15 protein-coding genes are annotated in these 25,917 nt (G+C 43.1%); 11 read left to right on the top strand and 4 right to left on the bottom strand.

Annotation, left to right across the window (positions count from 1 at the left end; all coding sequences use genetic code 11):
• Positions 1–210: 210 nt before the first annotated feature.
• A complete protein-coding gene (gene msrP, locus VB836_RS08495; protein ID WP_046276957.1) occupies positions 211–1,194 on the bottom strand; it encodes a protein-methionine-sulfoxide reductase catalytic subunit MsrP in 984 nt (327 codons plus the stop codon).
• Between the two features lie 384 nt (positions 1,195–1,578).
• On the opposite strand from msrP, the gene VB836_RS08490 reads away from it, so the two are divergent.
• The 7 genes from VB836_RS08490 to VB836_RS08460 all read left to right on the top strand — a co-directional run bounded on the left by VB836_RS08490 (position 1,579) and on the right by VB836_RS08460 (position 13,265).
• On the top strand, positions 1,579–3,618 hold the full coding sequence (locus tag VB836_RS08490) for a serine/threonine-protein kinase (RefSeq protein ID WP_323218932.1): 2,040 nt from the start codon (positions 1,579–1,581) through the stop codon (positions 3,616–3,618).
• Positions 3,619–4,598: 980 nt separating this feature from the next.
• Positions 4,599–4,820, top strand: a complete 222-nt coding sequence (locus VB836_RS08485) for a pentapeptide repeat-containing protein (protein WP_323218931.1) — start codon at positions 4,599–4,601, stop codon at positions 4,818–4,820.
• 528 nt (positions 4,821–5,348) lie between these two features.
• On the top strand, positions 5,349–6,794 hold the full coding sequence (locus tag VB836_RS08480; RefSeq protein WP_323218930.1) for a sensor histidine kinase: 1,446 nt from the start codon (positions 5,349–5,351) through the stop codon (positions 6,792–6,794).
• A gap of 22 nt (positions 6,795–6,816) precedes the next feature.
• Positions 6,817–7,485: a response regulator transcription factor gene (locus VB836_RS08475; RefSeq protein WP_323218929.1), complete on the top strand. Its 669-nt coding sequence runs from the start codon at positions 6,817–6,819 to the stop codon at positions 7,483–7,485.
• 284 nt (positions 7,486–7,769) lie between these two features.
• Entirely contained in the window at positions 7,770–9,515 is a 1,746-nt protein-coding gene (locus VB836_RS08470) for a pentapeptide repeat-containing protein (RefSeq protein ID WP_323218928.1), read from the top strand.
• Between the two features lie 241 nt (positions 9,516–9,756).
• Positions 9,757–11,166 carry a pentapeptide repeat-containing protein gene (locus tag VB836_RS08465; RefSeq protein WP_323218927.1) on the top strand — a complete coding sequence of 470 codons (1,410 nt, stop codon included), beginning with the start codon at positions 9,757–9,759 and terminating at the stop codon, positions 11,164–11,166.
• A gap of 200 nt (positions 11,167–11,366) precedes the next feature.
• A complete protein-coding gene (locus VB836_RS08460; protein WP_323218926.1) occupies positions 11,367–13,265 on the top strand; it encodes a pentapeptide repeat-containing protein in 1,899 nt (632 codons plus the stop codon).
• Between the two features lie 183 nt (positions 13,266–13,448).
• On the opposite strand, the gene gnd is transcribed toward VB836_RS08460, so the two are convergent.
• A complete protein-coding gene (gene gnd / locus VB836_RS08455; RefSeq protein ID WP_323218925.1) occupies positions 13,449–14,894 on the bottom strand; it encodes a decarboxylating NADP(+)-dependent phosphogluconate dehydrogenase in 1,446 nt (481 codons plus the stop codon).
• A 191-nt stretch (positions 14,895–15,085) separates the two neighbouring features.
• Here gnd and VB836_RS08450 point away from each other — a divergent pair, with 191 nt between their 5' ends.
• The 4 genes from VB836_RS08450 to feoB all read left to right on the top strand — a co-directional run bounded on the left by VB836_RS08450 (position 15,086) and on the right by feoB (position 19,892).
• Positions 15,086–15,508, top strand: a complete 423-nt coding sequence (locus VB836_RS08450) for a hypothetical protein (protein ID WP_046279464.1) — start codon at positions 15,086–15,088, stop codon at positions 15,506–15,508.
• 298 nt (positions 15,509–15,806) lie between these two features.
• Positions 15,807–17,522: an NAD-binding protein gene (locus VB836_RS08445; protein ID WP_323218923.1), complete on the top strand. Its 1,716-nt coding sequence runs from the start codon at positions 15,807–15,809 to the stop codon at positions 17,520–17,522.
• A gap of 204 nt (positions 17,523–17,726) precedes the next feature.
• A complete protein-coding gene (locus VB836_RS08440; RefSeq protein WP_323218922.1) occupies positions 17,727–17,963 on the top strand; it encodes a FeoA family protein in 237 nt (78 codons plus the stop codon).
• 90 nt (positions 17,964–18,053) lie between these two features.
• A complete protein-coding gene (gene feoB / locus VB836_RS08435; RefSeq protein ID WP_046280860.1) occupies positions 18,054–19,892 on the top strand; it encodes a ferrous iron transport protein B in 1,839 nt (612 codons plus the stop codon).
• A gap of 221 nt (positions 19,893–20,113) precedes the next feature.
• Here the strand turns inward: feoB and VB836_RS08430 are convergent, their stop codons facing one another.
• Positions 20,114–22,810: an ABC transporter substrate-binding protein gene (locus VB836_RS08430; RefSeq protein WP_323218921.1), complete on the bottom strand. Its 2,697-nt coding sequence runs from the start codon at positions 22,808–22,810 to the stop codon at positions 20,114–20,116.
• A gap of 113 nt (positions 22,811–22,923) precedes the next feature.
• Positions 22,924–25,671, bottom strand: a complete 2,748-nt coding sequence (locus VB836_RS08425) for an ABC transporter substrate-binding protein (protein ID WP_323218920.1) — start codon at positions 25,669–25,671, stop codon at positions 22,924–22,926.
• Positions 25,672–25,917 lie beyond the last annotated feature (246 nt).

Here is a 25,917-nt window from a genome sequence, read left to right as displayed (position 1 = left end):
ACTGGCACGCATTCTTAGGTGTCTTGACCCAGATAACGGAGTTCTCTAAGAACTTAGTCTGGTCACGTTTGGACTTTTTCAAGCCCCCGTTATACCGCTTTCGCGGTTAACGGCGGGTTCGTGACCTACCTTTGCTGACTGTGAAGACTGAAAAATTAATTCCATCCAAACCATAAATGATTTTGAAATATTTGCCACTTTCTCTGATATCTAGGCATAAAGATTGCCCACATATTCTTCATAACCATTATAGAGCAGTGTCGGTCTTGTTTCCCAGGAAAAATCAGGACTATCACTCACAAACCGTTCAGTCGCTTGTGACCATCTCGGATGAGGAACATTGGGGTTTACATTGGCTTCAAAACCATATTCATTAGCAGCCAGCGTATTCCAAAAAGTAGCAGGTTGTTGGTCAACAAATTCTATTTTAACAATCGATTTTGCCCCTTTAAATCCATACTTCCAAGGAATCACCATCCGTAAAGGTGCGCCGTTTTGTTTGGGTAAAGTTTTCCCATAAATTCCCGTCGCAAAAAATGCCAGTTCATTCGCCATTTCTTCAATTCTTAATCCTTCCGTATAGGGCCAGGGATAATTCACCGCCCAAAAACCGGGGCCAGTGGTAATTTTCGGATCATAAAATGACGTAAACCGCACAAATTTTGCTTGAGAAGTCGGTTCAACAGCTTCTAGAAGTAACCGCATGGGAAAACCCACCCAAGGCACCACCATCGCCCAAGCTTCGACACACCGAAAACGATAAATTCGTTCTTCGAGGGGAAACTTTTTTTCTAAGTCATCAAGGTCATAAATTTGAGGATTTTTCACCAGTCCAGAGACTTCTACTTGCCAATTTTCAGTCGGTAAAGCTTGAGCGGCTTTCCAAATCGATTTAGAACCGCCAAACTCATAATAATTATTATATTGAGTGGCAAATTCTGAACTCGTAATCTCTCGCCCAACATCAGCAAAATTAGGATTTCGGAATAAATTAGAATAGGGGGTGAGTTGATCAAGTCCGGGTTGAGTTGAAATAGCTGGCGTGCGATCGCAACCTGCTAAGGGTAGAATAGTAGCACCGACACTCGCCCCGATCAGATTTTTGAGAAAACGACGACGGTTGAGAAAAGTCGATTCAGGAGTGACTAACTTTTCAGGGAGTTGCCAAGATTGAGGTATGCGGATTAAAGCCATCGGAGCAGTTGTTGAGTTACGAATTGTAAAGTTACTGTCATATTTTAATCTGCGATTGCCAATTCTGAGCTGGGAATTATCAAGCCCCAGACTTCTAGCAGGGAAGCCGTGACAACTTGCTCAGAACGAGCGTGATATAATCGTTGATAACTTAACTCGGGAATTTCGACTTGTCAGGGAAAATCCATACAGGTCAAAGCTTTGAACTTTTCAAATTCAAGGGCTGAACCCGTATCATCAACTCAATCTTCCAATTTAAAAATTGATTAAAGGGGTAGCAAAACATCAAACGGATTCTGCCGATGGTTAATCTCCACATCTAGACTGCTAAGAATAGTGTGGGGATGTCAAGATAGAGTAGACAGACTTAACGACTTGCCAGTTATGAGTTACTGCATTAATCCCAACTGCAAACATCCCCAAAATCCTGCTCACCATAGCTTATGCCAGAGTTGTGGGTTCAGTTTAAAGCTCAAAGACCGCTACCGCATCATTAAAGTCTTGGGTCAAAGTGTTACCAGTAGAACGTTCTTGGCAGTCGATGAAGATCAACCGTCCAAGTCCCGTTGTGTCATTAAGCAATTCCTACACTCGGATCACCCTGATTCTAACCCAAACGATCAGACAGTCAACCTCAGACTGGTTCGCTCCGATCACTCGGTTCCAGCCAACGAGTTAGAACGACTGGGAAAACATTTAGCCCTTCCTGAGTTGTCGGCAGCCTTTCAACAAGATCATTATCAATATTTTGTACATGAATATATTCCCGGACGCAATCTGGCATCACTACTCGCCGATGATGGGGTGTTTCGAGAAGTTCAGATTTGGCAGTTGCTCAATGAAGTCTTACCCACTCTAGAGTTTATTCACGAAAATAACCTCGTTCATGGCGATCTCAAACCGGAAAATCTGATTCGTCGATCTGAGTCTTACTTGTCCGACTCCTCCCCAGGCGATGAACCTCAGATCATACTGGTTGATATCGGTAGTGTGATTTATCCTGAAGAATCTTTGATTTTAGAAGACAATAATAAAGGTTCAGCCGAATATTCTGCTCCTGAACAACTGCACAGCCAGGTGAGTCCGAGTAGCGATCTCTACAGCTTAGGCGTGACTTGCCTACATTTAATGACTCAAGTTTCACCTTTTGATTTATACGATGTCAAGTCCAATACTTGGGTGTGGCGAGATTACCTCAAATATCCCGTCAGTCGTCGTTTAGGTCGGGTTCTCGATAAGTTAGTTCAGCGTTATCCAACTCAACGCTATCAGTCGGCGACAGAAGTGATGCGAGACTTGAGACCAGGGCCAGTTCTCGCCCTCAATAGTCTATCGACTCAACAGAAATTAATGCTCACCGCCTGGGGAGGGGCTGTGGTGGCGATCGCTTCACTGATTTTGAGTTCGATCCCCTCCAATGTCTCGCGGATGTCTTCCCAGTCTCCTCAACCCGTTTATCGTCTACCCGATACCCAGTTAACCCCCCCTGAGATTAAACGCATTCCCCCCCAACTGAAAACCTCTCCAGCCGTCCGAACCTTGATGCGAAGTTTTAGTCCGGTTTGGGCGATCGCAGTCAGCCCCGATGGTCAACTTGTCGCTAGTGGAAATACGGATGGCACTATTCAAATTCTCGATATAGACACTGGAGATGTCTTGCAAACCCTTTCGGGTCATTCTGGGCCTGTAGGCGCTTTAGCCATCAGTCCCAATGGTCGTTTACTGGTCAGTGGAAGCGGGGATAATACCGTTAAAGTTTGGGATTTGTGGAGCGGTAAACTGGTGAAAATGCTCTACGGTCATCAAGCTTGGGTGTATGGCGTGGCTTTTAGTCCTGATGGACAAACCATTGCCAGTGTCAGCCGCGATCAAACCCTCCGTTTATGGGATGTGCAAACCAGTCAAGAAATTTCTCAGTTGCGCGGTTATGCTGAAGATGTCCAGTCTATTGCCTTTAGTCCTGATCATCAGACTTTAGTCAGTGGCGGTAGTGACGGTTCTATCGAAATTTGGAACTGGCGCACAGGTCAGTTGCTTCGCACAATTAAAGGTCATTCTCAAGCCATTTGGTCAGTGGCGATCGCTCCTGATGGTCGTACTTTAGCTACAGGCAGTTGGGATCGTAGTATTAAACTTTGGGACTTAAATCGCTTACAGTCTGAATATTTTAGCAGTTTACCGGATCGAACTTTAATCGGTCATGGGGACAAAGTGCAGTCTCTGTCTTTTAGTCGGGATGGTCAAACCTTGGCGAGTGGAGATTTTGCAGGAACGGTTAAATTGTGGCAAATTCAAACGGGCGGACTGATGGGAACCCTCAAGGGTCATAAGTCTTGGGTTGATGTGGAATTTTCACCCCGAGACAATACGTTAGTTAGTGGGAGTTTTGACGATACGGTCAAGGTCTGGAGACTCTCGCCTTAGAAAATAGGCGATCGGTAAATATAGCAGGTCGCGCTGGCTTGTTTACAAGGGTCAAGCCTTGAATTTACCACCAAGACACAAAGACACAAAGAAGTTGTAAACATTAACCTGCTCATTGCTATAACTGTACACCGCAAAAACCCGGTTTCTCAAAAGTTATCGGGTTTTTAATGTTTACTGTAGTCAGGAGACAGGAGTCAGGAGTCAGGAGTCAGGAGTCAGGAGATAGGAGATAGGAGATAGGAGATAGGAGTCAGGAGTCAGGAGTCAGGAGTCAGGAGATAGGAGTCAGGAGTCAGGAGTCAGGAGTCAGGAGATAGGAGATAGGAGATAGGAGATAGGAGATAGGAGATAGGAGATAGGAGATAGGAGATAGGAGTCAGGAGTCAGGAGTCAGGAGACAGGAGATAGGAGATAGGAGTCAGGAGTCAGGAGACAGGAGGAAATAAAGAAGAAGAAAGAGTCGGATTATGAGAAAGTTTTTGATCACTAATTATCCGGACATAATATTATGGGGGTTTTAGTGCGCTGAAGTCAGACGCTGAACTCGAAAAACTCCCTTTCTCAAAGAACTCCCGAGACCCACTCCCCAGTTCATCCTTTATAAAAACCCCCCTAATGTAAAGCTTTTGTAAAGGCTCCGTAAAAATACGGTTGAGGTATTGCATTTCAACTTAAGCTGGTGCTAGTATGATCTTGCATCCGATTAAAAATCCCCCTTTGATAGAGATACAACAAAGTAGTTCACTTTCAAGTTGTATCGCTGAAATTTAAAAATTTACTCTAAGAGATAATTTATCTGTGTCGCTTTTACGATAACACAGCTAGTTTACCTGTGTAACGTTTTGGAAAGCAGATAGGTTTTTAATGAAATGATAAAACGTGAGTGCAACAGCATCTCATGCTGGCTTTGCTGACTTCTATAAAAGAAGATTCTAGTTAATTTTTGTTCTGGGTTGTTATCTTAAGGAGTTTTGATTATGGTAGTTAGAAATTATAGCGAACAGGATATAGTCGGAAATAGATTTAATGGTCAGAATCTCAATGGTGCTACATTTTTTAAAGCGAGCTTAACAAATGTTTCCTTTGTTGACACATTACTCAGAGGAACGAACTTTGAAGAAACAAAATGGTTGAATGTTGATGCTCACCGAGCCGACTTCAGACCGAGTGCAGCCTTCCCGACAACGAGCTTTGTCTAAAATCCCATTGAGCCTCTGTATTAACGGCAAGTACACAGGCTGATTCTTGTTTTGAACGAGAGCCTAAATTTAGAACGTTTTGCCGAAGGCTATTCGGTTTAAGCCTGTCTGACCGGGTACTGCCGACAGTCCGGGGTGAGGCACCGAACGAAACATTAATACGGTTTATACCGTGTTATATCAGTTTTCGATAGCAGGTCACATGATCCGGATCGCCTCCCTAGAATTCGCTACCTAAGCGATCGCCTGCGTCCAGTTTGACAGCTTCTGGAACTTGTGTCTGAGTGATACTCCACAGCCGACACCCGACTTCATCCTTTACAAAAACCCCCCTAATGTAAAGCTAAAGCGGCTGCTCGGGGTAAAAGTGTAAAGCTTCTGTAAAGGCTAAGTAAAAATACGATTGAGGTATATCCAATCAATTTAACTTGATGCTAGTATCTAAGTTGACATCCGGTTTATAATGCCTCTTATCCCAAGTCCAAGTCAAATTGTAAGATCGGGCCTGAGACAATGAAAAGCTTAACAATGAAAAGGTTAACAACTAAAGGAGTAAAAGCAAACCATTTTTTTCAAGTTCGGAGAATATTCTGGGAAACCCGAACTTACATTTTTCTCTGGTATTTGGTTGTGATGGTTGTCTTTATCGGCCTATCAGTTCCATTTTTTTCTATACTTATTCTGCGGCAAGTCAATGCTAGAGTCGAGGAAGAGTTAGGAGAAGAATTGAAAGCTTTTGATACATTAATAGAGGAGCAAAAGAAAACAGAAGAGGGTCTAACCCAGGAAAACCTTCCCAAATTTTTAAAATATTACTTATCCGTTAGACTTCCTGAAGACGATACATTTTTGATCACTATACTTGATGGTGATTTTTTAAGTTCCAGTCCCAGAGCCTTGCCCAACACGGTATGGGAGAGTTCAGAACTGATGAATTACTTCCTGCAACTCGACAAAAGTGAACGGAACAGATATAAAACTTCCGATCCCGATATTGGGGATATTATGTATCTAACTAGACCCGTTATTGCTGAAGGGCAAATACGAGGTTTATTTGTAGTGCTGCATACGACGGCTGGCGAACGGGAAGAAATAGTAGAATCGGAAACCACTGTTATTAAAGTTTTGTTTATTGTTCTTTTCTTTGCTTTAATTCTGGCATGGATAGCATCGGGGAAAATATTGGCTCCATTGCGATCGCTCTCAACGACAGCGCTGGCAATTAGTGAATCAGACCTGAGCCAAAGAATCTCAATAAAAGGCACTGGGGAAATGGCAGAAGTAGCCATGACCTTCAATACAATGATGGATCGCCTTGAGGCGGCTTTTACGAGCCAGCAAGCCTTAATTAAGGATGCCAGCCACGAACTGCGAACCCCGATTACAATAATTGATTGCTATTTAGAACAACTCCAACCCGACTCTCAGGAGCAGAAGAAAATCGTAACATTGCTCAAAGACGAGTTGAATCGCATGAATCGCTTAGTCAATGATCTTTTGCTGTTAGCTAAAGCGGAGCGACCTGATTTTTTAAATCGCGAAATAGTCGAAATCGGTTCTTTGACTGAGCAACTGTACAACAAGGCGACGACTCTAGCCAAGAGAAATTGGTGTCTGGAAGTTAAAGGTACAGGTCGCATCATTGCTGACCCACAGCGCCTCACTCAAGCCTTTCTCAATCTAGCTCACAATGCCACCAAGTACACAAGCGAGGATGATTTGATTGCGGTGGGAGCGACTATAAGCAAAGGCAAATTCTCTTTGTGGGTGCGAGATACCGGAGAAGGAATTGATACTGCTCACCAGAAAAAGATATTCGAGCGTTTTGAGCGAGATGTCAATGGTCATCGCTCTGAAGGTTTGGGTTTAGGATTGGCGATTGTTAAAGCAATTGCTTCTGCTCATCAAGGTTGGGTCGAATTAAAAAGTCAAGTGGGTATTGGCTCTACTTTTACGATTGTGATTCCCCTATAATTTTTGGAGAGGAGAGGATAAAATGAAACGAATTCTCATTGCCGAAGATGAAGCCCGCATCGCTGCGTTTCTGGAGAAAAAACTGCGGGAGAATGGCTTTACAACTACAATCGCAGAGGATGGCTACGAAGCTCTAAATCAAGTTCGCCACGAACAATATAACCTCTTAATTCTCGATCTGGGTCTGCCGGGTATAGAAGGAACAGAAGTTCTCGAAGAATTACGCGGTCAGGGAGAAGAAATCCCCATTATTATTTTGACGGCTCGGGATGACGTCAGCGATAAAGTCAGTGGGTTAGAAGGGGGAGCCAATGACTATGTAACTAAGCCTTTTAGCTTTGAAGAATTGCTGGCTCGGATACGCTTGCAATTGCGACAGCCGAGTAAACCTGAACCGAAGGCTGAAAGGTTTCTAAAAGTGGGAAATATTACCCTTGATATTCGTTCGCGTACTGTTATGGTGGGCGATCGTAGCGTTGAGTTATCTAACCATGAATTTATTCTTTTAGATACCCTGATGCGCCATCCAGACCAAGTTTTGAGTCGAGACCAAATTCTCAACTACGTTTGGGGCTACGATTATGATGCAAGCTCTAATATTGTCGATGTATACATAGGATATCTCCGCAAAAAGCTCAACAAAAATTTAATTGAGACCGTTAGAAGTGTGGGCTATCGACTGCGAAAATGATGAGAAAATTCTTAGAATATTCTTAGTTTTATTTCATGCCGATTCAGCGATCGGTAAATTATATTGAAATTGTACCAAATACGAATAGATTAAAGCCTTGAAGTTCAACAAAAATCAAAGCTCTAATCTAAAAATAGACTGTCTTATTATCAAGAGAGTATATTGAATCGGATTTGGGGATATTATCTTCGATAAAATTGCACATTTGACCCGCTCTAACAGGCTTAAATTTTTCAAAATTTCAGTTAATTACTGGGTGTATTACTCTAGGAGAAATTTATATCATGGTTGCTCAAAACTTTAGCGAACAAGTTCTTGACGGAAATAGTTTTAATGGTCAGAATCTCAATGGTTCTAACTTTTTTAAAGCCAGCTTAACCAATGTTTCATTTGTTGACACATTGCTCAGAGGAACAAACTTTGAAGAATCCTCTTGGTCAGGTGTTGATGCAAGACGCGCCAACTTTTCACCAAGCGCAGCTTTTCCAACAACGAATTTTTCTATAGCCAAGTTAGAAAATTCCAACCTCAGTAATGCTAACTTTTCAAATGTAAATTTCTCAACCGCCGAAATCCTGGGTGGCACTCTAACGGCGACTAACTTTCAGCGAGCTAACTTGTCAGGAGCCAAATTTGGGGGAACTACTCTCAACAACACCAACTTTAATTTGGCAAACCTGAGCGGTGTGGAGTTCTCTGAGATTGTCTCCAATGGGGTAAGGTTCCGAGGTGCCGATTTAACAGGTCTTAAAGCCGCAGGTGCCGATCTCAGTGCTGCAAACTTCACAGCAGCTCCAAATGGTACACAGACCATCTTTACCGATGCTGAGTTAATTGGGGCTGACCTCAGTGGTAGCATCTTCACAGGGGTTTCAGCGCCGGGAATCAATCTTGAAGGGGTTGATTTTACTGGAGCGAACCTGAGCGGGGTTGATTTCAGTGGAGCGTTCCTCAAAGGTGCGAACCTATCGGGGGCTAACCTAACCGGAGCCAATTTCAGTGGGGCTGACTTGACCGAAGCAATTGGAAACAGCCAGACCAACTTTACAGGTGCGAACCTCAGTGGCGCCAACTTTGGGGTAAGCAGCTTCATCGGTAGCAATTTTGAAGATGCTGATCTCAATACTGCCAGCCTCGGATCTGCTAACCTCACAGGTGCGAACTTCAGTGACGGCCCTGATACCGACACGGTTGGAGCAGATTTAAGCAATGCCTCACTGATTGAAGCTATTGCAGTGAACGGTGACTTCAGCAATGCTCTGCTCGTGAATGCTGACCTCAGCAATGCCGACTTCACCGGAGCGACTTTAACTGGGGTGAATTTGAGTGGTGCTATCTTAACTGGCACCATTATTGACACCAGCACATTGCCCGGTAGTGAACTGGTGGGAACATCTCTGCCCGACCTGATTGAAGGAAGCGTCGGCAATGATACCATTCAGGGGTTAGGCGGCAATGACACTCTCGATGGTGCAAGAGGTTCTGACAGCCTTCTTGGTGGAGCTGGAGATGACACCATCTATGGAGATTTTGGACTCGCTGAAACCTTATCGGGCAACGATACCCTGAATGGTGGTGCTGGAAATGACGTTCTCAATGGCGGCTTCGGCGCTGATCTCGTTCTCGGTGGCGCGGGCTTCGACATTCTGTTTGGTGGAGAAGATGGGCCAAACCAAACGGCTGCTGACACCCTAACAGGCGGTGCTCAGGCTGACCTCTTCCAGTTGACAAGCACGGGCTTTTTACTCGAGCCGATTGAACCTCAATTCCCCCCACTACCCGTTCCTCCCGAACCCAGTGGCGACATCATCAGGGATTTCCAAGATGGTACCGACTTGATTGAGTATGAGTTTGTCAGTGGCTTTGAGGAATTGATTTTCACGGGCAACGGTACCAGTCGGGTGACAATCAGCGTTCTCAATGAAGGTGTTCCCGCAGAAGGAATACCCGACTACCTTGAAAAAGTCGCAGTTTTGAACGGTTCAGGTGGCTCTGAGATCACGCTCACAGAGAGTGACTTCTTTGTCTAAAATCCCATTTAGCCTGTGTATTAACTCCAGGTACACAGGCTGATTCATCTCTCTGAGGCGAGGTTGCATCAACGCTATCGGGCGTTCCTCTCATCTCCATTTGGCGATCGCGTGCGTCCTGTTTGATCTAAGAAGTTATCCGAGTTGGGTCTGAGCGATACCTAAAGCCTGACACCTTTGAAATCATCCCTTCAATTTTTGTATTTGGATTGTTCCTTATTACTGTGAGAATTTTCTAATCATGGCAGTTTTCGATTATAGCGGACAGGATCTAGTTAACTTTAACTTTGATGGTCAGAATCTAAATGGCTCTACCTTCTCTAAAGCCAGCCTAACAGATGTTTCCTTTGTCGGAACCCAACTCACAGGAACGAACTTTAAAGAAACCACTTGGTTGAATGTTAATGCAAGTGGAGCCAACTTCCAACCCAGCGCTAACTTCCCGACAACCAGCTTTTTCAAAGCAACATTACAGGACGTTAACCTCAGTGATGCTAACCTGCGAGAGGTAGATTTATCAGAAATTAATACAAGTCGTATTAACCTTTCTAATGCCCAATTACAGGATGCTAACTTATTCAAAGCTAATATCAGTGGAGAACAGTCTAACCGACCAAATTTAAGAGGGGCTAACTTAACCGGAGCTGATCTCAATGAAGCGAATTTAAAAGCTGCTGATTTAACAGATGCAAACTTTACAAATGCTAACCTGCAAGGCACTTCTTTAGAAGGTGTTCTGCTAATTAATACAAATCTAACTGGGGTTGATTTTACAGAAAGCAACTTCACCGATGTCACAATCAGCAATGCCAACTTTAATCTAGCGAACCTCAGTGGAGTACAGCTTACGGATACCGCTGCTCCCGAAGACATGACTCAAACCAATACCCGTTTCCAAGGCGCCAATTTAAACAACTTCAGCGCCGAAGACGTTAACCTCAACGGCGCCAACTTCAGTGCTTTCGTTAACCCCACCACCGGAGCCGTTACCCCGACTCAAATGAGCGGTGTCAGCCTCGCGGATTCGAGTTTAAGCAACGCTAATTTTGCAGGTGTTGTTGCAGAAGGGATTTTTCTTGAAGGTGCCGACCTGAGAAATGCTATCTTCACCGGAGCCGATCTGAGTAATGCCAACTTCAGCAGTGCAATTTTAATAGGCGCAGACTTCACTGGAGGCGTTGAACTTGATGGCGCGAACTTAAACGGCGTTGATCTCAGTGGGGTTGATTTAACCGGAGCAGATCTCAGTGGTGCAAGCCTCTCAGGAGCAAACCTCACTGGTGCAGATTTGAGCGGTGTTGACCTCACGGGTGCTGACCTGTCTAATGCCAACCTGAGCGGTGCTGAATTCGATGGAGCAATTCTTGATGGTGTTTTTGCAGAGAAAACCATCATCGCCGGAGCTGATTTTACCAATGCGACTTTAGTCAGTGCCAATTTCAAAGAAACCGTCGGCGACAACTTAACCAACTTTACGGGTGCAGATTTAACGAGTGCCAGCCTAGAAGTTGCTAGCTTAATTTCTACGAACTTCCAGGATGCTTTTCTGGTTGATGCGAACTTAACCAAAGCCGACTTGAGCGGAGCCAACTTAACGGGCGCTGACTTGACCGGGGCGATTTTGGTTGATACGATTTTCAACTTTGTATAGCAGTCAAAGCCTTTGATTAGGACAGTGTTTTTCTGTCAAATCCTTTTCTGACTAAGGTTTCAATTCAGTCTCGGTGTCTCGGTGTCTCGGTGTCTCCTGACTCGGTAGTGCAAGTGCATCTCATAGGAGTTTTGCTGACTGCAATTTAAAGAAGATGCCACTTCATATTACAAGCGTTGTTACTTTAAGGATTTTTTATCATGGTCGTTAAAAATTATAGTGGGCAAGCTCTTAACGGAAATAATTTTAATAATCAGGATCTGAGTGGTTCTAACTTTTTTAAAACAAGCCTAACTAATGTTTCCTTTGTCAATACCTTACTTAGAGGAACAAACTTTGAAGAATCAAGTTGGTTGAATGTTAATGCGAGTGGAGCCAACTTTAGACCCAACGCAACCTTCCCAACAACAACCTTTTACAAAGCAAATTTACAGAACGCCAACCTCAGTGGTGCTAATCTGCGACAGGTCAATTTATCAGAAATTAGCAGCAGTGGGATTAACCTCTCCAATGCCCAATTACAAAATGCTAACCTGTTCAAAGCCGGTCTCGGTGATGGGAACTTGACCGGTGCCAATTTTCAAGGTAGCAATGTCCAAGAGGCGAACTTTGAAGGAGCTACCCTCGTTAACACCAATTTTACAGGCGTTGACTTGTCAGATATGAGCTTAACCGATCTCACTCTGGGTAGTGCAATCTTTGATTTGGCGAACCTCTCGAATGTGCAGCTCACTGACGTTCTGCTTCCGGCAGGAGCAACTGCAAACAATTCCAGCTTCCGAGGTGCGAATTTAACCAAACTCAGTGCAGAAGATGTCGATCTCAGTGGCGCGAACTTTAGTTCCTATGTCAACCCCAATACAGGAGCCGTTACTCCAACTGTATTGACTGAGATTAGTTTAGCCGATTCTACTCTTCGCAACGCTAACTTTACAGGTGTGGTTGCAGAAGGGATTTTTCTAGAAGAGGCAGATCTGACCAACGCCATCTTCACCGGAGCCGACCTGAGCGGGGCTGAGTTAAAGGGGGCGAACCTCACGGGGGCTGACTTGAGAGGCGCCCAACTGGATGGAGCGAATCTCAGTGGCGCGATTTTAACCGGAGCGAAATTTGATGGAGCCATCTTAGATAACGCCTTCATCGAGAAAACAGACTTATCTGGTGCCAACTTGACTGGGGTCAGCCTGATTGGTGCCAACCTCAAAGAAGTAGTTGCGATCGGAACTAATTTCCAAGATGCTAACCTGACGGGAGCCAACCTGGAAGTTGCCAACCTGACCAATGCTAACTTCAGCGATGGTGCTGATGCAAATACTCTCGGAGCGAATTTAAGCAACGCCAACCTCACCAAAGCCAACTTTACCGGAGCGAATGTAACTGGGGCGAATTTGAGTGGGGCGATTTTAGTTGACACGGTTGGTCTTAGCAGCACCGCATCACCGGGCGGTTCACTGAGGGGAACATCTGGCCCTAACTCACTTGTGGGTAGTGCTGGCAAGGACACTATCCAGGGGTTAGGCGGCAATGACACTCTCGATGGTGCTGGAGGTGCTGACAGCCTTCTTGGTGGGGCTGGCGCGGACACCATCTATGGGGATTTTGGACTCGCTGATACCTTGTCTGGCAACGATGTCCTCAACGGTGGCGGAGGAAATGACTTTCTCGATGGTGGCTTCGGTGCCGATCGCATTTTGGGTGGCGCGGGTTTTGATATTCTATTTGGTGGGGAAACCGGAGAATTTGAAACGAGGGCTGATACCCTAACAGGCGGTGCCGACTCTGACCTATTTGTGTTGGAAGCCTCGGGCTTTGTACTGGAGCCAGTTGAACCGTCGTTCCCGCCCGAACCCGTTCCTGCCGAACCCGTTGGCGATATTATTACCGATTTCCAAGATGGTATCGACTTGATCGAGTATGAGTTTAACACTGGCTTTAGCGAATTGATTATTACGGGTAACGGTACCCGTCGGGTGACGATCAGTGTTTGGAATGAAGGTGATCCCGGAGATGGAATAGCGGACTACCTGGAAAAAGTGGCTGTGATCAACGGTTCAGGAACTTCTCTGGTGACGATCACACAGGCTGATTTCTTCCTCTAAAATCCGATAGCACCTGTGTATTTACTCCGCACAGGCACTCAACAAAACCTGAGAAACCGGGTTTCTCCAGCAAACATCTAGGCGAAGAAGCCAAAAGTAAGCAGAAACCCGGTTTCTAACATTTGCCATCATAGACTGAGAAACCCGGTTTCTCCACTAAGAAACCCGGTTTCTAACACCAAACTACACGCCAACGGTAGATTTTTCTTCTTGTGTCCATTCGGTGTGGAAGAACTCACCGCGAGATTTGTCAGTTCGTTCGTAGGTGTGAGCGCCGAAGTAATCCCGTTGAGCTTGAGTCAGGTTTTGCGGGAGAGTTGCCCGACGATAGCTATCAAAGTAATCTAAGGATGCACTAAACGCCGGAACCGGAATCCCAAACTTGTTCGCCGCGATCAACACTTGTCGCCAAGCATCTTGACGATCAAGAATGGTTTGCTTAAACTCAGGAGCAAGCAACAGGTTGGGGAGTTGAGGATTTTCGTCATAGGCTTTTTTGATCTTATTCAAAAATCCAGCTCGAATAATACAACCACCCTTCCAAATTCGAGCCATTTCCCCAAGATTGAGGTTATAGTTATATTCTTGAGAAGCCTTACCCAACAGAGCCATGCCCTGAGCGTAGGAACAAATCTTAGAACAGTAGAGGGCATCGCGAACCATATTGACAAAGGCTTTGGTATCCCCTTCATACATTCCGGTTGGTCCGGGTAATTCTTTAGAAGCTGCAACCCGTTGATCCTTGTAAGAGGACATAATCCGAGCGTTAACGGCCGCAATAATCGTGGGAATACCAACTCCCAGTTCTAAAGCGCTCATTACTGTCCAGCGTCCGGTTCCCTTTTGTCCGGCAGAATCCATTACCAAGTCTACCAGGTGCTTACCCGTGCCTTGATCGTCAATCTTTTTGAAGATATCGGCGGTAATTTCAATCAAGAAAGAATTGAGTTCGTCGGTGGTGTTCCACTCAGCGAAGACTTCATGGAGTTGCTCGTTGGTGAGTCCGGCTGTATTTTTGAGCAAATCATAGGCTTCTGCAATCAACTGCATATCGCCATACTCAATCCCGTTGTGAACCATCTTCACGTAATGACCTGCGCCTCCTGGGCCAATAAAGGTCACACAAGGGCCGTCATCGACCTGAGCCGCAATTTTGGTTAAAATGGGTTCGAGTTCGCGATAGGAGGCTTCTGTTCCTCCTGGCATCATGCTAGGCCCCCAAAGAGCGCCTTCTTCACCGCCACTGACGCCCATTCCGACAAATCCTAAGCCAGTCGCTTCGAGTTCCTTGGTACGACGCTCAGTATCATCATAAAGAGAATTTCCTCCATCGATGATCATGTCATCTTGATCGAGTAGGGGTTTAAGCTGCTCGATTACCGCATCGACGGCTTTTCCGGCTTGAACCATCACCAGAATTCTGCGGGGACGCTCGAGAGACTGAACAAATTCTTCCAAGCTGTAAGCGGCGAACACGTTTTTATCAACGGCTCGCGTTTTCATAAACTCGTCAGTTTTGGATCTAGTACGATTGTAAACAGAGATGGGAAAACCATTCCGCTCAACATTGAGTGCTAGGTTTTCACCCATCACTGCTAGACCGATTACACCAAATTTCTGCTGTGACATATGTATCTGCTCGCTCTAAATTTAGTCGTGGGTGAATGCACGAATTTAATTTTCACTGTATCGTTGATTCTTTTTTTGTATAATTTAGATCAGGTTTTTTTTAAGATTCATTGTGTATTTGAATACCAAACGAACGAAATTGGCTCAATGCAGTAGAATTGAGTCGGTGAAAAATCTGGAGTGAAAGCCAAATGGAAGAGTTAAAACATCTAGCAACTTGGGTCAAGGAACAACACGCCCCAGAATATATATTGACTTGGTTATTGAATCAGCCGGGAATCTGGTGGTCGAATGGGGAAGTTTACCAAGCCGCCTTAGAAAAATCCGGTAAACGTCTCAAAGAATACGTCAAGAACAGTAAGCAAACAGACTTATTCCAAGGGATTGCTGATAAAATTGTTGGCGATGAGAGTTGGGATCAGATTGCCATCAGTCTCGCCAGGATTATTGCCTCCTATCAAGAAGAGTTGGTGAAACTTCAAGATCAAAATCGATTACGGTTTGCGGGAAAAATACTCGAAAATTATCATTCAAATTCGGAGGAGGGTTGGTCTGCCATTGAACTTCAACAACCTCTCCCTGAGCTGAATGCTGATGAGTTAACCGGACAGTAGAGGTCTATTTAAAACTCGCCTATTTTTATTGAAAAAATGAGTTTTTGGGCTGAGGTTTCCTCTGGAAGTTCCGGTGAACCGTCTCAAGTTTTTATCATAAAATTTTTCAGTCGAGGATACTGTTGTCCTTGAGACAGACACAAAAGGATTTAACTTCCCCAGCCAACTCTCCTTTTTGAAGGTTAATTTGATTCTGGTGTTACTCGATACAGTTTTTTTGATTTATTTAATAAAAAATTGAAGACTGTTGGGTCTATAATAAATTGTTTTCTTTGGGCTTGAGGCGAGTTAACAGAATATGAAACCTCGCATAATTGTGTGTGGCTTAGGTGACACGGGATACAAGATATTTTGTCTGTTGCGACAGCAGGGGGCTTTTGTTGTCGGAGTAAATGAAACCCCCATCAAAGGAGAGGGTTCAGATCTGGTTGTCGGGAACTTGCGATCCGCTTCGACCTTACTCGCCGCCGGAATTCAAACCGCCCAGACCCTCGTTTTAGCCGGGAGTGACGAGTCTACAAACCTGGCGATACTCATGCAGGCGCAAATTCTCAACCCCAAAATTCGCATTATCAATCGTCTGTTTAATACCAATTTAGGCGATCGCCTCGACCAAACACTGCCTAATCATACCACCATGAGCGTCTCTGCCCTGGCGGCGCCTGTATTTACCTTTGCAGCCTTGGGAAATCGCGCGATCGGACAACTGGAACTGTTTAACGCTTACTGGCCGATTCAAGAAGAATGGATTGATGATCAACATCCCTGGAAAGGTCGAACCCTAACGGAACTTTGGGCCGATCGTTCCCGGATGTTAATTTATTATCTGCCGATGAATACTCAACTCGATTTAGTTTCCGCCGTGATCGAAGGGAAAAAACTCCAAGTGGGCGATCGCTTAATTATCGCCAGTAAACCTGATATTCGCAAATCTAAATTTTCTCTTCTACAAACGCTAAATAAACTGAGAAAGAGTCTACAAAAATTTCAGCAACATGGTCGATCCGCCGTGTTAGTGATTCTTTTATTACTGCTGATTATCTTCATCGCCACAGTCACCTATGTTAGCATCAACCTCAACAACTCTATTGTAGATTCTCTCTATTTTTCGGTGGGGATGATTACCGGAGCGGGGGGAAATGAAAAAGTAGCTGAAAATGCACCCGAAAGCATTAAAATCTTTACCGCCGTGATGATGTTAGTTGGGGCGGGTGTCGTGGGAATTTGCTATGCGTTGCTGAATGATTTTGTACTGGGAACTCGCTTAACCGAATACCTCAACGCCACGAGGATTCCTGAACGCAATCATTATATTATCTGTGGTTTGGGGGGAGTGGGTTTACGCATCGCTCAACAATTACGGGCAAATGGCTATGAAGTGGTCACGATTGAACGCGATCCGAACTTTCGATTTTCTAGTATTGTAGAGGCTTTAAAAATTCCGGTTATTAAAGGAGATGCGAGTCTTTCAACCACTTTAGAAACTGCCAATATCAAACAAGCAGAAGCCGTATTAGCGGTTACAAGTGATGATATGGCAAACTTAGAAATTGCCTTGAGTGCGAAAGGATTAGCCCCGAAAATTCGCGTTGTGGTTCGCAGTCAAGACCCTCAATTTGCCCTGATGGAACAACAAGTATTTGACTTTGAAACGGTTCTCAGTCCGACGGAAATAGCGGCCCCTGCGTTTGCGGCGGCGGCGATTGGAGGGCGAATTTTAGGGAATGGAATTACCGCCGATAGTCTTTGGGTTGCCTTAGCCACGTTGATTACACCGAATCATCCATTTTGTGGGCAACGGGTGCAAGATGTTGCCCGTAGTGTTGATTTTGTGCCGCTTTACATTGAAGCGAATTGTCAGACGATTCACAGTTGGGAGTTGTTAAGTTTTGTCCTGAAGTCGGGAGATGTTCTCTATTTAACCATACCTGCTCATCGCCTCGAACAGTTGTGGAATCCAGTTAAGGATGACTGTCTCAGCGTCAGTCACCAGTCTTTACAGTCACCAGTTTAGGGGCAATTCATCAAGATCCCGTACCAGTCACCAACCCCAAAAACCCGGTTTATGGCTAAATATTGATGAATGTCTATTTATATTATTTAAAATAGATAATTGTTAAGAATCTGTTGAGTATTTATGCTGAATGATTTTAATTGAGAGTTTAATGCAATAATAAAATCAGCTTTACAGATTGAGTCAAATTAAATAGGAGAAATTATGGGTTTATCTGAACTGAAAGCCGGACAAGTTGGCTTTGTTGATTGTATTCAACCCCATCATTCTAATGATGGTTTAGTTCATCGATTAGAAGCAATGGGAATTCTTCCGAATAGACCGATTCAAGTGTTAAGAGTGGCTTGGTTTGGCGGGCCACTGCACGTTCGCATCGGTACAACGACAGAAGTTGCCATTCGCCGACAGGAAGCTGCACAGATTCGGGTAAAAGTCTGTTAAAACTTCATTAAGGTCTTCATTAAAATTTGATAAAGTCTTCAGTGTCATTCTGAGGCTTTATCGTTCACAATCTTTAAGGGGGAAAATACGATGACTTGTCATTCTCCAACCGTCACTCAACCGAGGGACAGCAAAGCGGTTAAACGGGTTGCTTTAATTGGAATGCCCAACACGGGAAAATCCACCTTCTTTAGCCGGATTACTGGGGTGGCTGCCTATGTGGGAAACTGGCCGGGTTTAACTGTAGATTTGCTGCAAGCCAACGTTAAAATTAATGGCGAAACCGTTGAATTTGTAGACTTACCGGGAATCTATGATCTCAACGGTTATTCTGAAGATGAGAACGTTGTCCGAATCTTCTTAGAAAAGTATGCCATTGATTTAGTAATTGTTGTTTTAAATGCTGCCCAAATTGACCGTCAAATTCGCTTGGCACTGCAAGTGAAAGCGTTAGGTTTGCCTGCGGTGGTGATGTTAAATATGTCGGATGAAGCCAAACACTATGGCGTTGAAATTAACTCAAAAGAATTATCCCGACATTTAGAAATGCCTGTTTTTCTGATTAGTGCAAAATACGGGAAAGGCTACATGAAAGCCTATGAAACGATTTGCCATCAGTTAGAACAGATTGAACTTCCGGTTATCGTTAATGATATTCAAAAAACCTTAGCCCTACGGGGAAAAATTTCGGTTGAAGAAATCGAAGTCATCCTCAAAGATGCGGTGGAAATGCCCTCACAATTGGCACAAACATTAACCGCAAGATTGGATAGTGTTTTATTGCATCCTGTCTTGGGTTTACCCGTGTTTTTTATGGGGATGTTTGCCGTTTTTTGGATTGTTTGGAATGTGGGGTTGCCGTCTCAAGATATCATGGATAGCCTCACCGGATGGCTAGAAGAAACGGTAATTTCTCCGGTTTTAAGCGTGTTTCCGGGAGTCGTTCAAGACTTTTTTATTAACGGAATTTGGGCGGGTGTTGCGACGATTTCCTCCTTTGTGCCGTTAATTGTTATCTTCTTTATGGTGATGGCAATTTTAGAAGATAGTGGCTATCTGTCTCGGGCGGCTTATTTGATGGATGCACTGATGGCGCGTCTGGGTTTAGATGGGCGGAGTTTTGTTTTGCAAATGATGGGGTTTGGTTGCAATGTTCCGGCGTTGATGGGAACAAGGGTGATGCGTTCACGGGCGTTGCGACTGTTAACCATGCTGATTATTCCGTTTGGTTTGTGTTCGGCAAGATTGCAAGTTTTTGTGTTTATTATTGCGGCAGTTTTTCCGAATGGAAACGGGGCGCTTGTCTTATTTTCTCTCTATATTCTGAGTTTCTTAGCTGCCTTTTTAACAGCGTTTCTGTTTCAAGGAACGTTCAAAAATGAAGATCCTTTTGTGTTAGAATTGCCGCCTTATCGGTTCCCAACAATTAAACAAGTTGCCCTGCGAGGATGGGGAGAAGTTCGAGAGTTTTTAGTTCGTGCTTCGGGCTTTATTACTATCGGTTGTATTGCGGTTTGGGTGATTACCAGTTTACCTCCCGGTGCAACAGGTTTAGATACCATTGGTGGGCAAATTGGTCAATTTCTCAGTCCGGTTATGCAACCAATTGGCATTGATCCTTATTTGACTTTAGCCTTGATTTTTGGTTTCATTGCGAAAGAAGTTGTTCTGGGTTCGTTAGCGGTTATTTACGGCTTACAATCAGCGAGTGTTGGCGCACATATGGCAGAGAGCATTACCTTTATTCAAGGATATAGTTTTTGTATTTTCTGCTTACTGTACACGCCTTGTCTGACAACGATTGCGACCATTTTAAACGAAGCTAAATCTTGGAAGTTTACGCTATTTTCTCTCGGATTTTCTTTGATTTTAGCTTGGGTTTGTAGCTTTATTTTCTATCAAAGCGCGTTGCTTTTGGGCTTTCAATAATTGTCTTCAATTTGGGGCGAGTTGATTACAGTTTACAATTATCAGTGACCATAGATTTCAGTGCAGATTTTACAGTGATTTCAGCAATCAGTTATCAATATTGATTGGTCAGGTGATTACTGTTCACTGTTAACTGTAAAAACTGGTCACTGGTAACTGTTAACTGTTCACTGTTTAGAACTCGCCCCTACCAAATTATAATTAATGAATCGGAGATGATATCATTCACGATTTGAACAATCTAAACCCGCTTTTTTCGGTGTTGAAAACTCAGTTGGGAGAAAGGTAAGACCATACTCTTGATTTGCACAAGCAGCAACTTTAACAATATCAAGGGGTTGTTCTTTGCGATCGCCTGTTCCCGGTTGAAACTCTATTTTTCCAGTTACGCCGTCAATCTTGAAGCTTTCACTAGAAAGTACCTTTTGAATTCCTTTGCGGGTGGGATTTTGGCGAATTCCTTCAATCAAAACATGGGCTGCATCGTAGGCTAAAGCGGTACGAAGACTCACGAATTCGCCCCAAAGCTGCGAAGTGATTTGCGAAAAATCGGGCTTATAACTGTTTAAATGATGCCAGAAAATGACTAAATATAGTTTTTCTAGATATTCTTGACCGAGCGCTAAAGTTCTGGGCGTGTCAACCGAGGAGTTACCCAACATCCAATATTCACCTTTATTTTCTTTAATGACTTCTACAGAATTAATCACGGAATTTGTGACTTGACCATCAGGTATTAAAACAATCGCCGTTTCCCCAGAATTTTGAACTTTTTCGATCTGGCTTTTAGCATTAAAATTCGGAGCAGCTAGGTTAATAGATTCAATAATCGTTCCTCCTCTCTCTGTGAATTGTTGTCTAAATTGCTTTTGGTAATCACTGGAATAGGGACTCGCAGGGTTATAGAAAACAACAACTCTTTTTTTGTTGATTTGATCACTCATCAAATGATCAACCATTGCTTTTGCTTGAATATCAGTCACAGAAGGAGTTCGGAAGAAAAAAGGTTGAGGTTGGACGGTGAGTTCAGAGGTTGTTGTTCCAGGAGAGACTAAAACCAGTTTATGATTATAAGTCTCTACAGTTTTTAGGGTCATTTCACTAGAATAATGACCGACAACTCCCAGTATTTCCGATTTTTTAACTAAGCTTTTAGCCACATTTAAGGCTTTTTCTTCTAAGTTAGAGTCATCAGAAATTATAACTCGTAAACCTTTTCCATTTAAGTCTCTAGACTTGAGAAAACCTGAACCCGGTAAAGCCAAGTCACTAGACTCCTCCCCATTGAATAAACTTAAGTTAATTTCTGTTTGTATTTGGGCAACTCCCCGCAGGATTTCTTGTGCATTTTCCGTATCTCTAACCTCTCCAGTTTCATTCTTTAAAATAGGAAGCACAACTGCAATGGTATAGTAATCGACTCCTCTGTATTCTAGCAGTGCATTATTGTAATAAATTAAAGTTTCTGGATCTTTTATTTCTTCTTGCCAGCTTTTTTTAAAGTTTTGAGCGGCTTGCTGATAGTTGATTTTAGTCTCAAAACAATCTTTCCATTGTTGTCGAATTTGAGCATTCCATATTGGGATAAAATAATGTAGGGGTTTCTGACAATTTGCAACCCATGTTACACCCCGTTGTTTACCTCGCTGGTTAGACATCAAAATCTCCTCACCCTCACTGATAGCATCTCCGATAACAGCAGGTTTTTTAAATAAGGCTGTAGAAGTTCCCCAGAAAATCCCAATTAAAACACCAATTAATAGTAACCCTAACATCATCATTACTTTGGGTTGGATTAAGGGTTTTTCGGGTTCAGGTTCAGGTTGAGGCCAATACAGTTGGGGGGCTGTCGGATTTTGTAAGAGTATCGGTAGCCAGGATGCTCCCGGATAATAGAATTCATTGTTAACAGTGGGAACTTCTATTCTGTGTAGTTCTTGTCTGGCGTTATGAACAGCAGCATGAAGCGGTTTCCCTTGAGTAAATTCGGCTAAAAAATACTTCAAAAAACTCCTGGCTACTATATCAGGAACGGGTTCTCGCATAACGATAAAATGGGGAATATTAAACTCGGCTAAATATTCCGCCATCCCCAGTCCATCACAGGAATTAAAGATTGCCAGCTTAATCCTGGGAGCCGCTCTTTTCAGGGCATCTTTTAAAAGGGAGACATCGAAATTTAAAGTACCAGCAACTTGCATAGTTTGCCCTGAACTGTGTCCGGCATAGAAAATGATATCCCAATTTCTCAACCAAAGGCTATCACAGAGTTCCTGCGAAGTGAGAACATTTCCTCGCTTGGGAATGCAAGTAATTTCAGCGCCATATTCAGCTAAGTTTTGAATCTCTTTTAAATCTTCTTGGAGTTGCAAACCGCCTTCGTCACTGCCAAAAATAGCTAGAATTCTAACGGGTATTCTGAGCGTTTCTGGAGGTCGATTGTATCGAGACAAAAGAACGAGTTCAGCATTGGGTAAGAAATAATCTCTTTCAAATAAATCCCACCTATCCCAAGACAATCTCCGTAGATAAGGATTAGCCGTATCCAGAATAACCCTTACAGATTCGTTGGATGCTACATCCCTTAAACGTCCCACAATTCGCCCTCGAATATCCCCAAAAATAGGATTATTAAACCAAGTTTCTAGAGTAGATTCAAGGGTTTGAGTAGCCTTTAAACAATCTTCAAATGTCGATTTATGGGTAATTTGTGCGTCTGGAACTTCAAGAATTCTCTCTCCTAAATCTCTATAAATTTTTTGCCATTTGTCATAAATTTGTGGAATTGCAGGTTGAGCAGGAAGTTGAGGACAATCACGGTCTGTAGCAATGATTCTACCATCTTCCCAAAACTCTAGAACAACAGGAAAACCTGTGTCAAAATCGCCCCCTGGTATTTTGATAACAACTTGTGTCATTATGATTCGGTGGATTGAGTTTTCATGGATGAAGTTATTTCACTGGTTATATTATACTCTCCGTTCTCTGTTGAGTTAGTCCTTTACCGGGAAAAACAAGACAGTCTCCAATACTATTCACGATTTGAACAATCTAAACCCGCTTTTTTCGGTGTTGAAAACTCAGTTGGGAGAAAGGTAAGACCATACTCTTGATTTGCACAAGCAACAACTTTAACAATATCAAGGGGTTGCTCTTTGCGATCGCCTGTTCCCGGTTGAAACTCTATTTTTCCAGTTACGCCGTCAATCTTGAAGCTTTCACTAGAAAGTACCTTTTGAATTCCTTTGCGGGTGGGATTTTGGCGAATTCCTTCAATCAAAACATGGGCTGCATCGTAGGCTAAAGCGGTACGAAGACTCACGAATTCGCCCCAAAGCTGCGAAGTGATTTGCGAAAAATCGGGCTGAGAACTGTTTAAATGATGCCAGTAAATCACTAAATGTAGTTTTTTTAGATATTCTTGACCGAGCGCTAAAGTTCTGGGCGTGTCAACCGAGGAGTTACCCAACATAAAATATTCACCTTTATTTTCTTTAATCACTTCTAGCGCTTGATCAACAGAATTTGTCACCTGACCATCAGGTATTAAAATAATCACGGATTCTTCAGCATTTCTCATTTGTTTGAGTGCATCTTTGGCGTTAAAGTTAGGACTAGAAAGGTCAAAATAGGCAACAACTTTTCCTCCTTGTTCTAACAATTTTTTTTCAAAGTGTTTTTTGTAATCACTCGAAAATGGACTGGCAGGATTATAAAAAATCGTGACTTTTTTTTGCTTGGTTTTTTCGTTCAAGAGATCAACCATTTTATAAGCCTGCTCAGAATTCACTGCCGGAATTCGGAAGAAAAACTGTTTCGGGCTTTCACTGAGTTCAGAGGTGCTTGTTCCTGGGGTAACTAAAACCACTTGATTTTTGTTATAAATATCTATAGTAGCGAGGGTCATCTCACTAGCATAATGACCAATTACTCCTATAATTTCTGAGTTGTTAACCAGGCTCTGTGCATTTTTGATAGCTTGAGGTTTGAAGTTAGAATCATCCGCAATAATCACTTTTAAACCTTTTCCATTTAAGTCTCTACGCTGAAGAAAATCTGAACCGGGCAAGGTATACTCAGCAGATTCATCCCCATTGAATAAATTCAAGTTCACTTCTGTTTGGGCTTGAGCAATTCCCCGCAGAATATCTTCAGCCAGTTCGACATCAATGACTTCTCTAGCTTGATTTTTTATCGTGGGAACAACAATAGCAATGGTATAGTAATCGGCTCCTGTCGCTTCTAAGATTGCGTTATTGAGATAGATTAAAGTTTCGGGATCGGGTTTTTCTTCTTGCCAGCTTCTTTGAAGGTGTTGAATGGCTTCCTGATAACTTTTTTTGGTGACAAAACAATCATCCCACTGTTGTCTAATATAATCCTTCCAAAAGGGTAAAAAATACTTCAAGGGTTTCTGACAGTCGGCAACAGGTTCTACACCCCTTTGTTTACGCCGTTGTTGAAACATCTTCACCACAATTTCTTCACCCTGACTGATAGCATCTCCAATCACATTAGGTTTCTTAAAAAAGCGGCAAGTTCCCCAGAAAACACCTATAAAAATACCGATAAATACTAACCCTAACATCATCATTACTTTGGGTTGAATTAAGGATTTTTCAGGTTCCGGTTCAGGTTCCGGTTCAGGTTCCGGTTCAGGTTCCGGTTCAGGTTCCGGTTCAGGCCAATATAGTTGGGGAGCCGTTGGATTTTGTAAGAGTATCGGTAGCCAAGATGCTCCCGGATAATAGGGTTGCTCATTATTTTGAATTTCTACTCGGTGTAACGCTTTTCTCGCTTGATGAACCGCAGCATGAAGCGGTTTTCCTTGAATAAATTCTTCTAAAAAATACTTCAAAAAACTGCGGGCTACTTGATCAGGAACGGGTTCTCGCATGACGATGAGATGGGGAATATTAAACTCCGCTAAATATTCTGCAATATCTAATCCATCACAGGAATTAAAGATGGCAAGCTTAATATTACGAGCCGCTATTCTTAGGGCTTGTCTTAAGTGTGAGTTATTGATGGATAAGTTAGGCTCATTAGAAAGGCAAATGCTTTGTCCTGAACTGTGTCCGGCATAGAAAATTATATCCCAATTTCCCCGAGAAAGGGTATTACACAGTGTTTGGAGAGTGAGAGAATCTCCTTCTTCGGGAATGCAAGTAACTTCTCCTCCATATTCAGCTAAGTTTTGAATTTCTTTTAGATCTTTTTGTAGTTGCAAACCCCCTGCATCGCTGCCAAAAATAGCCAAAATTCTAACAGGTATTCTGAGCGTTTCTGGAGGTCGATTGTATCGAGATAAAAGAACTAACTCCGCATTGGGTAAGAAATAATCCCTTTCAAATAAATCCCACCGATCCCAGGATAATTTTCGTAGATAAGGATTAGCCGTATCCAGAATAACTCTTACAGATTCGTTGGATTCTACATCTTTTAAGCGTCCCACAATTCGCCCTCGGATATCACCGAAAATTGGATTTTTAAACCAAGTTGCTAGAGTATATTCAAGGGTTTCTGTTGCATCTAAACACTCTTGATATGTCGATTGATTCGTAATTTGTACCTCTGCAACTTGAATCATTCGATCTCCCAAAACCCTATAATTTTCTTGCCATTCTTCATAATTTTTTTGTATTTCGGGTTGGGCGGGAAGTGCAGGACATTCGCGGTCTATGGCAATGATTCTACCGTCTTCCCAAAACTCTAGTACAACAGGAAAACCTGTATCAAAATCGCCCCCTGGTATTTTGATAACAACTTGTTTTTTCATTGTTAGTCGGTTGATTGAGTTTTAATCTAGAAAGCTTCTGCACATTACGGGGCTGTAGAAAGGTTGAATGAGTTTTAAACTTGAAGCAGGCTAGATGCCTACACTACAGCTTCTCGAAGATTGTGTTCCTTTAGAAAGGATTTATAACTTGTAGATATCATATCATATATAACATTATATAAGTGATTTTTTACTAAATCAAGTTAAGTTGATTTGTCAAGCTAAAACCGGGTAAAAACTTTATGA

It is taken from the genome of Limnoraphis robusta BA-68 BA1 (assembly GCF_034932365.1).
GTDB classification, from domain to species: Bacteria; Cyanobacteriota; Cyanobacteriia; order Cyanobacteriales; family Microcoleaceae; genus Capilliphycus; species Capilliphycus robustus.
This window is presented reverse-complemented; position numbering and strand designations above follow the sequence as displayed.